Genomic DNA, 12,997 nt, shown 5'->3' on the forward strand with positions numbered 1-12,997 from the left:
ATGGACGGCCCGAGATCCAAGGTTGAGCTGTTCGCGGCGATCCGCCGCGACTCGCGCACGGAGAAGCTGTCGATTCACGAGCTCTCGCGCCGTCACGGAGTTCACCGGCGGCTGGTCCGTGAGGCCCTGACCTCGCCGTGGCCGGCACCCCGCAAGCCGGGGCCGCCGCGCGCATCGGTGCTGGACCCCTACAAGCACCTGATCGACGCAATCTTGCGCGCGGACCTGGATGCCCCGCGCAAGCAGCGCCACACCGCCAAGCGGGTCTTCGACCGCCTGGTCGAGGAGCACGGCATGGCCGACGTCTCCTACGGCCGGGTCCGGGACTACATCAAGCGCCGCAAGCCTGAGGTCTGGGTCGAGGAGGGCCGCGGTCCGCCCGCGGTGTTCATCCCGCAGACCCACCGGCCCGGCGAGGAGGCGGAGGTCGACTTCGGCGACGTCGTCGTCACCCTCAACGGAGTCCGAACCCTGTGCTACCTGTTCGTTTTCCGGCTCTCCTTCTCGGGCAAGGCCGTGCACCGCATCTCGGCCTCCCAAGGCCAGGAGGCATTCTTCGAGGGGCACATCCATGCCTTTGAGGTGCTGGGCGGGGTGCCGACGGGGAAGGTCCGCTACGACAACCTGACCTCTGCGGTCGCCCGGGTGCTGGGCTTCAGCCGGGCCAGAGTGGAGACCGACCGCTGGACCGCGTTCCGTTCCTGGGCGGGCTTGGACGCCTTCTACTGCATGCCCGGCATTGACGGCGCCCACGAGAAGGGTGGCGTCGAGGGTGAGGTCGGCAGGTTTCGCCGCAACCACCTGGTCCCCGTCCCCGACGTCGCCTCCCTGGCCGAGCTCAACGCCCGGATCGAGGAGTGGGACCGCCAGAACGACCAGCGCCGCATCGGCGAGCGACCGCGCACCGTCGGCGAGTTCTTCGCTATCGAGAAGCCGCTGCTGCAGCCACTGCCCGAGGACCACTTCGAGACCGGGCGCCTGCTGACCCCGCGAGTGGACCGGTACGCGCAGATCACCGTCCGCCAGAACCACTACTCGGTACCGGTGCGGCTGATCGGCCGCCAGGTCCGTGTCCTGCTGCACGCTTCCGAGGTCGTGGTCTACGACGGCCGCACCGAGGTCGCCCGCCACGAACGCCTGGTCGCGCGCGGCGCCAGCAGCCTGAACCTGGACCACTACCTGGAAGGACTCCTGCGCAAGCCCGGCGCACTGCCCGGGGCCACCGCCCTGGACCAGGCCCGCGCGGCGGGCAAGTTCACTCCCGTCCACGACGCCTGGTGGGAGGCCGCCCGCAAAGCCCACGGGGACGCTGCCGGGACCCGCGCGCTGATCGAGGTCCTGCTGCTGCACCGGCACATGCACCACGATCACGTCGTCGCCGGCATCGCCGCCGCCCTACGGGCCGGGGCCCTGACCTCGGACGCGGTCGCCCTGGAAGCACGCCGGGCCGCGGAACACGAGACCCCCTCCCCGGCCGGACCGGACACCGCGCTGGGCCAGATCGCCTCCCCGGTGATCTCCCTGACCGCGCGCCGCCTGGCCGCACTGCCTCCCGACCCGCGCCCGCTGCCCTCGGTCGCCGCCTACGACCAGCTCCTTCGCCACACCCGGCCCGCAACCGGGCGCCCCACCAGTAGTTAAGGGAGTCCTGCCATGAATGCCGTCCGCCCCCGTGGCCTGACCGAACCGGCCGCCGACGCGGCCATCGACGCCGCCTGCCGCAACCTGCGTCTGCCCACGATGCGGGGCCAGTTCTCCGAGCTCGCCGACGCCGCGGCCCGCGACCAGATGACCTACCGCGGACTCCTGGCCGAGCTGCTGATGGCCGAGTGCGACGACCGCAACCGCCGCCGCTCCGAGCGCCGGATCAAGGCCGCCGGCTTCCCTCGCGACAAGTCACTGCGGCAGTTCAACTTCGATGCGAACCCCGCCATCGACCCGGCCGCGATCCACACACTGGCCTCCTGCGACTGGGTCCGCAAAGGACTTCCCCTCTGCCTGATCGGCGACTCGGGAACCGGCAAGTCCCACCTCCTGATCGCCCTGGGCACCGAGGCCGCGATCGCCGGATTCCGGGTCAAGTACGTCCTGGCGACCAAACTCGTCAACGAACTCGTCGAGGCAGCCGACGAGAAACTGCTGACCAAGACCATCGCCCGCTACGGCCGCGTCGACCTGCTCTGCATTGACGAACTGGGCTACATGGAGCTGGACCGGCGCGGCGCCGAACTACTGTTCCAGGTCCTGACGGAGCGCGAAGAGAAGAACAGCATGGCCATCGCCTCCAACGAATCGTTCTCCTCGTGGACCAAGACCTTCACCGACCCCCGGCTCTGCGCGGCCATAGTGGACCGGCTCACCTTCGGCGGCAACATCATCGAGACCGGCAGCGACTCCTACCGACTGGCCCACACCAGGGCCCGCCAGCAGACCGCCGCAGGCTCCTGACCACACTCGGCCCTTCCTCCGCAGTTGCCGATCCCGCTGGTCGGAGGAGCGGGTCAAGGTGGAGCGCCCGCAGGCGAAGCCGAGGACGAACGACCTTAACCCACGACGACGGACAGCCACACTCACGGCAGCGAGGAAGGGGCGAACCGATCATGGCCGGGCGTCAATGCACCGGGCCGAAGAGGGGAACACGGATCCACGCCTGCAGGCGTCCGCTGTCCGGCGGCAGAACCTCACCTGCTGGCGGACCCTCCAGCACGCATCCCGGCCACATGTCGGTGAGCCATTCCTGTTCAGCGGCACCCAGCCGATCCCAGTGATCCCGAAGCTCACCCACGAGCCGGACACTGCGCTCGCCACCGGCGCCGTCGAGATGCCCAGCGAGATAGCAGACCGCTGCTGCCACCGGTGACTGCACAGACAGATACCGAGGATTGAGGCCGGGCGGCGGCCCCGGGCGGCGCAATATCTGCTTCAAACGGACAAACGCCTGTTCCCAGCCCTGGTCGTCTCCCGCGCCCGCGAGGCCCACCATCGCGTAGTTCTTCACGGTCGCGTCAGTGCTGGACAGGGCCTGCACGAGATCAGCCGACGCCTGCGGCCCACATCGCTTGGCCAGGGCCAGAACCGCGGCGCAGCGCGTGTCCCGCGACATCCCGTCGGCCGCCAGAATCCTCCGCAACACCTGCGGACCTTCAACACCCTGGGCATCGCCCAGCACGGCGACGACCGACACATGGCGACTGCGAGGGACATCCGCCAAAGCTGAGACGAGTTCGGCCTCGCCGACGGGGCCCTCCATCACCGCCTCGCGGAGCCCGTCCTCGAAGACCTCGGCCTTCCGATGCCGCAATCGTTCCCCCAGCGAGGCCACCTCGACTCCTTTCGCAACTTCATTCGGCCGCCACCATGCCATGCCCTACCGACACCCGGCGTCGCCGACCTACACCCGTCACCGGTCGGACTGCCTGACCAAGCGCACCGCGGGCCAACGGCTGGGGCCAATCCATTCGTTCATGCTGTCCGCTGAAGATCGCCACCTGGGGCCAGAATGCCCGTTCCGCTGGGGCCAAACGACATGTTCGTAGCCACCTGCGCGCGCATGCGATCCATCTCCCGGGCCCAGGAGGGCAGGCCGGTCAGTTCCAAGAGGATGCGGCTGATCTCGGATCGGCACATCGCAGCTGATGACGACGGTCGGCTCCGGCCTGACGGAGGTGGACTTCACGATGTTGCGAACCCTCTTGGGCTGATGACTCCACGGTGCAGGTCGGCGCTACGGCGTACGAGCAGACGTTGCGAACCCTCCTGGGCTGATGGCGACCCCGCTACTCAGCGGTCCACCGATGATTTCGACCATGTTGCGATCCTTCTTGGGCTGATGACTACCTGGCACGAGGCCACCACCACGGTGATCGACATCCCGTTGCGAACCCTCCTGGGCTGATGACAACCCGCCTGGCACCGCGCCCCCGTCATCGTCGGAATGTTGCGAATCCTCCTGGGCTGGTGAAGTGGCGGCCCTGCTAAGGCCTAGCTCACATCACGTGGTTGCGAACCCTCTCGGGCTGATGACGACCCGCACGAGCCGCACCGGGCGGTACTGCATCCAGATGTTCTGAACCCTCCTGGGCTGACCACGACTGGGTGCCCGGATGTCGTCGCGCGCTACAACCACGAGTTGCGAACCCTCCTGGGCTGATGACCACAGCAGCTGACTACGCGCGAAGAAGCACCATCGGCCTCACGCCCGGCAACTGGTGACAATACCTGACCCGTTGTCCGCAATGGTGGTATCTCCCAGCTCAGCGGACGTTGTCAGTGCCCCTGTGTACCTTGCTCCTCGGAACGCCAACTCCACCTCATGGAGGTCTATTTGGCGTGCCCTGACGTGAACTCATACGCCCCGGATGGGGAGAGAGGGGGGCTCGTGCGGCTGCACTTGAAGATCAGTACACGGGCTCGGGAGATCCCATGGGAGAACGTTCTCGCTCCTGGACGAGGCATCGTGTACGACGCGCTTCGTCGGACTGCACCCGATCTCGCGGAGAAGATCCATGAGAACGGATGGGGTCCTTACGGTATGGCCCCGTTCGGGTACAGCGCGCCCATGTTTCCGAGCGCGCGGCGGGTGCCCGGAAAGTATGCGGCGGGCGGGAGCGGTTATCTGGAGTTCGGCAGTCCGTTGCCGGAGTTCGTACAGGCTCTGGCTCTGGCCTTCATGGACCCGGCCCGCTCGCTGCTGGACTGGGGCGGAGTCGCGTTGCAGGTCAGCACTGTCACCGTCCAGCAGCCGCCCAGCTTTTCCGTCGGCCGGGCCCGGCTGCGCACGGCCAGCCCTGTGCATCTGTCCGACTACCGGCAGCCCGAGCCCGGCACCCAGCACACCGTTGTACGGGCGTTGCTGCCGGAGGATCCGGGGTATCCGGTGGCGCTGGAGCGCAATCTGAACCGTCGGGCCGAGACATTCGGGCATGCCGCGGACCTCTCTGTCGAGGGGATCACGTGGGTGGGCGTGCGCCGCGCCTTCCGTGTCTGTGGCCAGGGCCGTTCCGGTCATCGGACGGGGGCGCCGGTGGAGGTCGAGGTTCGCGGAGGCGCCGGAGCGCTGTCTGCTCTGTGGTCTGCGGGGATTGGCCAGCAGACCGGGGCCGGGTTCGGGTGGGTGACCGCATGACCGGCATTGCTGCCGAGCAGGTGTCGCTGCGGCTGACGCCTCATCCGTTGCAGAGGGTCGGGGCGTTCGCCCTGGCGGCGTTCGCCGGCGCCCGACATCCCGACATGGTGGCGGGCCCGCTGTTCGAGGCGGCCGCCGAGAAGGTGACCTCGGCTGCTGTGGGGGCCGCTCTCGTGAGAGATACCAAGGCGGAGGCCGGGTTTCTCCTGAAGTGTTCGTACAGCCTGTGGCCGAACAGCAAGATGAATCACCCGCGGAACAAGAAGCTCTCCGATACGGAGGTCACCGAGGCTGTCCGGGCTTGGCGCACCATCCCTGCATCGCAGAGCTGGCCAGGGACGGGGTGCGCGCTGTGCGGGGCTGCAGCGGTCGGGTTCTACGGTAAGAGCGACGTCGTGCTGGCCGAGTCGGTCGCCTATCGCAACAGCACGCCGCGCGGGCATGCCGGTCTCGCGCTGTGCTGGCCGTGCGTGTGTTCCTTCCACGCGGTGCCGTTTGGCAGCCAGCTGTCAGGGGGCCCAAGTACGGTCGTACACACCTGGGACGAGCGTTTCGCGGCGCACACCGTCGGCCGGCAGGTACAGCGCAACGGGCTGCTGATCACGCTCGGTGCGAAGCCGGTCAGTCCGTCGGCCGACGTTGCCGTGTTGGCGGCGCTGCGTGGCTACGAGCACCGCGTCACAGCGGGCGTGGAGTTGTTGGTGTTCACGAACAACAACCAGGACCAGGTCCTCGCCTCGCATGCCGTTGACCAGCCGCTTGCCGAGTGGCTGCGCACCACGACGCGGCTGCCCGATCGGCGGACCGGGTTCGCGTGCTTGCTGCGTTCCTTGCGCACCGACAAGAACAGCGGTGCGCAGAACTTGGCCTGGCGGGTGTTCCACCGTCCCGAGACCATCCCCGGCGTTCTCTGCGCCTACCTGACCGCCCGGACCGAGGCCTGTGGCCGGCCTGCGCCCGAGTCGCCGGCCGTTGCCGAACTGGCCGGCTCCTACCTGCATGAGGTGTTGCACATGGAAGAGAAGGATCTGGCTGAGATCCGTGCGACCGCACAGCGGGTCGCCGCCCTGTTCAAGCCCGATGACACCGGGGGCAAGCTCACCGGCTTTCACGCCCTGTTCCGCACCGGCCGCGGCGCTGACCTGCGCGGCTGGCTGCAGCGCCACGGCGTCGAATGGGTCCTGTCCCGCCCGGAGGGCGGCGCTCCGCTGATCACCGAGCGCGGGTTCGAGCTGTTGTTCTCCCCCAGCCAGGACGGCAACGCCTGGTTCTTCCGGCAGTACCTGCTCACGTCCGTTCTGGCGGAACTGCACCGCCGCGGCTGGCAGCCCAAAGACGCCAAGACGATCGTCGAGGACTTCGACCCCGACGCCATCGACCCCGCCGATACCGAAGCCCTTGAGGAAGGAATCGCCCCGTGACGCACCTTGCAGGAAAACTCGCGCTCGACATCCAGGCCGGCGCCCCCAACAACGGCCGCGGCCAGGACAACGTCGGCGTGGTCAAGAAGATGCAGGTCGGCCGGGACACGTACCCCTACATCTCACCCCAGGCCGTGCGCCGCTGGCTGCGCGACAGCTTCCCCGCCGGTGAGACCGTCTCCCCCGTCCTGCGCGAGGGCAAGGGCAAGAAGCAGCAGGCCTACACCAAGGGCCGTCCCGACCTGTACGCGGACGACGATCTGTTCGGCTACATGGTCGCCATCAAGGGCTCCGACAGCTCCTGCCAGCGGGACACCGTCCTGGCGACCGGTACGTTCGTCAGCGTCACCCCCCAGCGGCCCACCTCCGACTTCGGCACCATGACCCGCGGGTTCGCCGCCAACGACAGTCCCCTCATCCACGAGCACGAGTTCTACACCGCTGTCTGCGCCGGCGACCTCAACCTCGATCTGCCCCGCATCGGCACCTTCGAGACCAACGGCCAGGGCATCCGCGTGGCCCTGCACCCCCAGGCTGCCGAGGAAGCCGCCGCCGCGGGGGCCACCGAGGCGATCTTCCGCGGGGTGGCGTCCCTGGTCCTGGACATCGCCGAGCGGCGCCGCCGCGCCGCTCTGGTGCTGCGCGCGCTCGCCGCCCTGAGGGGCGGGGCCAAGCCCGCCTCCCACTACGGTGATCGCGCCCCGGCCTTCATCCTCCTCGCACCGGTGAAGGGCGGCGTCAATCCCTTCACCCGGGTTCTGGCCAACAAGGACGGCAAGCCCGCCTTCGCCGCCGACACGTTCGCCGAGGAGCTCGCCGCTTGGCGCGACGAACTCGACGGAGCGGTATGGATCGGGTGGGCGCCCGGCTTCCTCGGTGACCAGCGCGACCGCGCCCGCCGCGACCTGGAGGACCTGATCACCGCAGGCACCGTGGTGATCGACCATCCGCGCACCATCCTGAACAGCCTGGCCCAGGAGATCGAGGACGGTTCCCACGACGACTGGTTCGAGGACGCCAAGGCATGACCGTCGCAGCATCCGTCACCGCGCTCGAGGCCACCTTTACGGCCCCGGTCGCCAGCTTCCGCAATCCCCTGTACTCCGGCGTGCAGGTCCAGCTGCCCTGCCCGCCGCCGTCCACGGTCGGCGGCATGCTTGCCGCCGCGGCCGGCGGCTGGCAGCACGTACCCGACGCCTTCCAGTTCGCCATGGCCTTCCACGCCCAGGGGCGCGGCGTCGACCTGGAGACCTACCACCCCTTGGACGCCAAAGGCCGGCCCACCACCCCAGTGCCGAAAGACCGCGAGTTCCTGGCCTTCACCACCCTGACAGTCTGGATCACCGACCAGCCCGACCGGTGGCGCCGCATCCTGCGCCGGCCGGCCTGGCCGCTCCGCCTCGGCCGCAGCCAGGACCTCGTCGGCCTGCACCTGGACACTATCGAACTGGTCCAGGAGGCCGGCGAGCAGCGTGGCGCCCTCGTCGAGGACGCCCCCGGCGCGGGCGGCACCGCGCTGCGGCTACCCACCGCGCTCCGGCTGGACCGGACCCGCACCGTGTGGGGCACCTACCGACACGATGCCGCCGGCACCGCCTCCAGCGCCGTTCCTGGCAGTTACCGCACCCCGACTGGGCAAGCGGTCAGCCTGCTCCCGACCACCCACCCCGCAACCGCGGAGGCGTAACAGCCCATGTCCTCATCGCCACCAGAGCAGCCGAACATGGGAGAGGGGAGCGTGCTGCACGAGGTTCTGGCCAAGAGTGCCCGGCGGGGACGGGCGCCCGAGAAGCTGACGGTGCACCTGCGGGCGGCGCTTGATGCGGCCGAGGTGGTGGCCCGGCGCGCCGGGCGCATAGCCGTGGTGGCCGACATCATGCCCGGGTTCTGGGACGCGGTGCGCCTCGCCGATCTTCTGCACGACGCAGGCAAGATCCCCATCGGGTTCCAGCAGATGCTCGTCGGGGGCGCAGTGTGGGGTGAGCGGCACGAGGTGCTGTCCCTGGGCTTCGTGCCGCTGGTGGCGGACGAGGGGCTGCGCGCGTGGGTGGCGGCCGGCGTCGCCACCCACCACCGGGCGTTGACCAACTCCCCCCGCTCCCTGGCGGGGCTGTACGGTACGGCGCCGCTTTCCGAGTGGCGGGTCCGCTTCGCGCCGCTGGACCAGGCCGTAGCCGAGGCCCTCGCGGCCTGGCTGTATGAGACCGCCGACGCGGCGGGGCTGGCGGTCAAACCGCTTCCGGCCGGAGCCGACTGGATCGCGCAGGCGCATGCGGAGCTGGGCGGGCTGCTGGACCGCTTCGAGTACGGCACGAGCGCCGAGGAGGGCCTGGCGGCGGTGCTGCTGCAGGGCGCCGTCACCATGGCCGACCACCTCTCCTCCGCCAACACCCGCCCCCATCTCGTGCAGCCCATGGGCCCGGCCTTCGCCACCCGCCTGGAAAACGCCATCACGGCCAAGGGATACACGCTGCGGCCGCACCAGCAGCGCGCCGCCGCCGTCGACGGGCACCTGCTGCTCCGTTCCCGTACCGGCAGCGGCAAAACCGAAGCTTCCTGGCTGTGGGCCTGCAGGCAGACCGCCGCCCTGCTGGCCGCAGGCCAAGGCGTGCCCCGCGTTTTCTACACCCTGCCCTACCTCGCCTCCATCAACGCCAACGCCGACCGCACCGCCAAAGAACTCGGAGCGCCGGAGCGGGTCGGTGTGGCGCACGGGCGGGCCGCCGCCTACCACCTGGCGACTGCCGCCTGCCCCGAAGACGGCGACCAGAAACGGGTCACGGCCGCCCGCAAGGCGGTGGCCCGGCAGGCCGCGACCCGGCTGTTCACCGAAACGGTCAGGATCACGACCCCCTACCAGCTGCTGCGCGCCGCGCTGGTCGGCCCCGCCCACGCCTCCTTGCTGGTTGACGCGGCGAACTCGGTGTTCATCATGGACGAGCTCCACGCCTACGACACCAAACGCCTCGGTTACATCCTGGCCATGATGGGCCTGCTCGAACGGCTCGGCGGCCGCTTCGCCATCCTGTCCGCGACCCTGCCCGACGCCCTCGCCGACCTCATCACCGACACCTTTACCGGGCCCGTGACGTGGACGGATGACGCCGACAGCCACCCCCCGGCCCGGCACGGCATCCACACCCGTCCCCACCACCTCACCGACCCGGCCGCCGTTGCCGAGATCGCCGAACGCATGGAGCATGGCGAGTCGGTCCTGGTGATCGCCAACAACATTCGTCAGGCCCAGCAGCTCTACGACGAGCTCGGCCCCCGAGCGCGCGCCCTCCACGGGCCCGGGGCGGCGACCATGCTGCACTCCCGCTACCGCCGCCGTGACCGCGCCCGCCTCGAACAGCACATCCTCGCCCAGCACAGCGTGGAACGCACCCGCGCCAGCGACCGGCTGCCTGGCCTGGTGGTCTCCACCCAGGTCCTCGAGGTCTCCATGGACGTCGACTTCGACGTCCTGTTCACCGCCGCCGCCGACCTCGAAGCCCTCGCCCAGCGCTTCGGCCGCGCCAACCGCATCGCCGCCCGCCCTCCAGCCGATGTCATCGTCCACGCCGCCCGCTACAGCCCGCGCAAGGACGCACCCGGCCAGTGGTTCGCCGACGGCATCTACCCCCAAGCCCCCACCCAGGCCGCCTGGCGCATCCTCACCGCCCACGACGGACACCCCGTCGACGAAAACGAGATCACCGACTGGCTCAACAGCATCTACGCCACCCCCTGGGGCACCACATGGCGGAACGAAGTCCTCCACCATCGCAACCAGTTCGCGGCCACGTTCCTCAACTTCAGCTACCCCTACGACGACCGCGGCCCGCTCGCCGAACGCTTCGACGAACTCTTCGACGGCACCGAAGCCATCCTCACCGAAGACCGCGACCACTACGCCGCCGCACTCAACCAGGCCGACGGTCCCGCCGGTCGGCTCCTCGCCGACGACTACCTCATCCCCCTCCCCGCCAGCGCCGCCCCGAAAGCCCGCTACGACACCGAACTGAAAGTCCACGTCATCGACGGCGACTACACCAAAGAACACGGACTGAAAGCCGTGAAAGACCCCAGCACCACATACAAACCAGAGGAAACAGCCTGACCCGCATAGACCAAATGGATTGCAACCGCTCACCAATCTCTTGGATCGCAGTCATCAGCCCAAGAAAGATTACAACTCGAAGTACTCGGCAAAACCGCGAGTCAGATTAGAGCCGTCATCAGCCCTAGAGGGCTTGCAACAAGTGCTCCTGCGCTTCGGCTATGACCATCGCGCGCGTCGTCATCGACCTCAGGGGGATCGCAACATCATGTCTGCGATCTGGAGCGCTACAGCAGCGAACACCCATCATTCCAAGAGGACTCACAACTATTCAGCCAGTAGCGCCTTCGTAATCGCGCGACGGTTGTCATCAACTCGAAAGAGATTGCAACATGAACCGCCCCTTTGTATCCCGCGGGTGCAGTGCGATCGCCGCCAGCCCAAGAGGGATTGCAAGACGTGGCGGATAGTCTGCTCAAATAGCGGGGCCAACCCGCGCCGTCATCAGCCTTCGAAGGGATCGCAACTCCCACACGTCATACTCAACAGGAGCACCCGGCGTGGCCTTCATCAGCCCAGGAGGGCTCGCAACGCGTCGCCGTTGATGTCGATCACGAGCCGGTCCGTGATCATCATCAGCCTAGAGGGCTTGCAACAAGTGCTCCTGCGCTTCGGCTATGACCAGCGCGCGCGTGGTCATCGACCCCAGAGGGATCACAACATGTAGAACTTCACCAGCTCTTCGAGCTTGGCGCCCGTCGTCATCAGCCCAGAAAGGTAGGTAACTTCGCGCACTCGTCCCAGCCGTGGTCGGCCGCCTGGCACCATCAGTCCAGAAGGCCTCGCAACCTGACGACGTCCAGCTGCCGGTCGACCTGCGCCGATGTGAGGTCGTCATCAGCCCAGCAGGGGTCGCAACTCCATACGGACGAAGTCGTGCGGCACGTACACGCTCGCCGTCATCAGCCCAAAAGGGCTCACAATCACGTACCAACGAGTTCGACCTGGACAACGTTGCAGATCGCCATCAGCCCGGGAGGGTTCGCAACGACCAACGGTCGCAGACGACCACGTCCGCGGTGAGGGCCATCATCAGCCCAGGAGGGTTCGCAACACGCATTTGCCGACGTCTTCGGTGTCGTAGACGAGGGTCGTCATCAGCCCATGAGGGATAGCAACATCACGATGAAGTCGGCCGGGGTAGCGAGGGCGACGCCGAGTCGTCATCAACCCCATGCGGGATCGCAACGCGGACCAGTCGAGTCCGAGGCCGACGCAGAGGGGCCGTCATCAGCCCCATGCGGGATCGCAACGCGCGATTGAAGTCGTCGGTAAGGTCGCCACGGCGTCGTCATCAGCCCTATGTGGGATCTCAACCAGCTCCGGCGGCTCGGTGATGCGGCGGGAGAGGATCTCCTCCCCATCTACCAGGCCTGGGCTCTTATCCATCGAACCACCGTGATTGATAGCCAATTCACCGGCGTCAACGCCGTCCCGTACGACGTTGAGGTCGAGGTCGGCTTCACCAAGGACTTCCCCCTCGGACGATGGGTGCACCAGCAGCGCAAGGCACTGCGGACGGGAGAACTGGAGGAGCGGCGCAGGACGCTGCTCGACTTGCCGGAGGCCGGGATGGTCTGAGAGCCGGGCGATGAACCGGACGATGTGGGTGCTGCTCTGGGCCTGTTCGAGGATCTGCGTGAGAGTTGGACCGGCTGGAGACGCAGGTGGTCATGGAGGCGCGGCGCCGCGATCGACGCCGCCCTGGGTGTCAAGGGCGCCGCCGACGGCGAGATCTACAGGTGCACCTATGTCCGCCGCGAGACCGTCGCCGACGGCCCTGTGATCCTGCCTCCGGGACTGGGTGCCACCACCTCCGTCAGCTTCCAGCCGCTCGGCGGTGGAAGGGCCGCCCTCAGCGGTGACCTGGTCATGATCGCCAAGGAGGTCCAGCCCGTCCTCGTGGCCCTGCGGCGCGGTGGCGTCGAACTCGTCGAGGTGCACCATCACAACCTCACCGACGAACCACGCCTGTTCTTCGTCCACTACTGGGCCGTCGGTGTTGCCGTCAGCCTCGCCAAGGCCATTCGCCGGGCCGTGGACACCACCAACGTCGTGCCCATGCCCGGGGGAGCCGCCTGATGCGGACACGAGACAAACATCGGGCCACACCGGCCAAGAGCTCGGCACGCAGCGCTCCGTGCCAGCGGATCCACAGCGCGGGCGTCCGCGGAGTGCTTCGTCTCGGAGCTTGTCCACGGCGGTACTCTCGTCCGCGCGGTCGATCTCCACGGCGATCGGCGGGCCGTCCTTGCGCATCACGCGCAAGTCCAGGTAGGCAGACCAGGACGGCGACCAGTAGGCGATGCAGCCCGCGCTCTGCAAGACGGGCGGGTCGATGTAGCGCAT

Annotated in this window: 9 protein-coding genes and 1 pseudogene; 9 read left to right on the forward strand and 1 reads right to left on the reverse strand. The window is 68.3% G+C overall.

The window, feature by feature from the left end; translation table 11 throughout:
- Window positions 1–1,641, forward strand: coding sequence for an IS21 family transposase (gene istA / locus OHB41_RS48085; protein WP_266708483.1), 1,641 nt, complete (start codon window positions 1–3; stop codon window positions 1,639–1,641).
- A gap of 12 nt (window positions 1,642–1,653) precedes the next feature.
- Window positions 1,654–2,448 carry an IS21-like element helper ATPase IstB gene (gene istB, locus OHB41_RS48090; RefSeq protein ID WP_266708485.1) on the forward strand — a complete coding sequence of 265 codons (795 nt, stop codon included), beginning with the start codon at window positions 1,654–1,656 and terminating at the stop codon, window positions 2,446–2,448.
- A 163-nt stretch (window positions 2,449–2,611) separates the two neighbouring features.
- Here the strand turns inward: istB and OHB41_RS48095 are convergent, their stop codons facing one another.
- On the reverse strand, window positions 2,612–3,322 hold the full coding sequence (locus OHB41_RS48095) for a HEAT repeat domain-containing protein (protein ID WP_266708487.1): 711 nt from the start codon (window positions 3,320–3,322) through the stop codon (window positions 2,612–2,614).
- Window positions 3,323–4,558: 1,236 nt separating this feature from the next.
- Here OHB41_RS48095 and OHB41_RS48100 point away from each other — a divergent pair.
- The 7 genes and pseudogenes from OHB41_RS48100 (at window position 4,559) to OHB41_RS48130 (ending at window position 12,730) form a co-directional block, all read left to right on the forward strand.
- Window positions 4,559–5,125: a CRISPR-associated endoribonuclease Cas6 gene (locus tag OHB41_RS48100; protein ID WP_266708489.1), complete on the forward strand. Its 567-nt coding sequence runs from the start codon at window positions 4,559–4,561 to the stop codon at window positions 5,123–5,125.
- Window positions 5,122–6,546, forward strand: a complete 1,425-nt coding sequence (locus OHB41_RS48105; RefSeq protein ID WP_266708491.1) for a hypothetical protein — start codon at window positions 5,122–5,124, stop codon at window positions 6,544–6,546. The genes OHB41_RS48100 and OHB41_RS48105 overlap by 4 nt, the downstream gene beginning before the upstream one ends.
- The gene (cas7i, locus tag OHB41_RS48110; RefSeq protein WP_266708493.1) at window positions 6,543–7,574 is read left to right on the forward strand and encodes a type I-B CRISPR-associated protein Cas7/Cst2/DevR; all 1,032 of its coding nucleotides are present in this window, start codon (window positions 6,543–6,545) and stop codon (window positions 7,572–7,574) included. The genes OHB41_RS48105 and cas7i overlap by 4 nt, the downstream gene beginning before the upstream one ends.
- A complete protein-coding gene (gene cas5, locus OHB41_RS48115) occupies window positions 7,571–8,233 on the forward strand; it encodes a CRISPR-associated protein Cas5 (RefSeq protein ID WP_266708495.1) in 663 nt (220 codons plus the stop codon). Before cas7i ends, cas5 begins: the two co-directional genes overlap by 4 nt.
- 51 nt (window positions 8,234–8,284) lie before the next feature.
- The gene (gene cas3 / locus OHB41_RS48120) at window positions 8,285–10,648 is read left to right on the forward strand and encodes a CRISPR-associated helicase Cas3' (RefSeq protein WP_266708497.1); all 2,364 of its coding nucleotides are present in this window, start codon (window positions 8,285–8,287) and stop codon (window positions 10,646–10,648) included.
- A gap of 1,407 nt (window positions 10,649–12,055) precedes the next feature.
- Window positions 12,056–12,226, forward strand: a pseudogene (locus OHB41_RS48125) (Helicase associated domain protein); the annotation flags it as partial.
- Window positions 12,227–12,253: 27 nt separating this feature from the next.
- The gene (locus OHB41_RS48130) at window positions 12,254–12,730 is read left to right on the forward strand and encodes a DUF1259 domain-containing protein (RefSeq protein ID WP_266708499.1); all 477 of its coding nucleotides are present in this window, start codon (window positions 12,254–12,256) and stop codon (window positions 12,728–12,730) included.
- The last annotated feature ends 267 nt before the right edge of the window (window positions 12,731–12,997 follow it).

It is taken from the genome of Streptomyces sp. NBC_01571, assembly GCF_026339875.1.
In the GTDB taxonomy this organism is placed as follows: domain Bacteria; phylum Actinomycetota; class Actinomycetes; order Streptomycetales; family Streptomycetaceae; genus Streptomyces.

Bases quoted from the DNA above. Each gene is read 5' to 3' on its own strand.
- istA (WP_266708483.1), top strand. From the start codon at position 1: ATGGACGGCCCGAGATCCAAGGTTGAGCTGTTCGCGGCGATCCGCCGC.
- istB (WP_266708485.1), top strand. From the start codon at position 1,654: ATGAATGCCGTCCGCCCCCGTGGCCTGACCGAACCGGCCGCCGACGCG.
- OHB41_RS48100 (WP_266708489.1), top strand. From the start codon at position 4,559: ATGTTTCCGAGCGCGCGGCGGGTGCCCGGAAAGTATGCGGCGGGCGGG.
- OHB41_RS48105 (WP_266708491.1), top strand. From the start codon at position 5,122: ATGACCGGCATTGCTGCCGAGCAGGTGTCGCTGCGGCTGACGCCTCAT.
- cas5 (WP_266708495.1), top strand. From the start codon at position 7,571: ATGACCGTCGCAGCATCCGTCACCGCGCTCGAGGCCACCTTTACGGCC.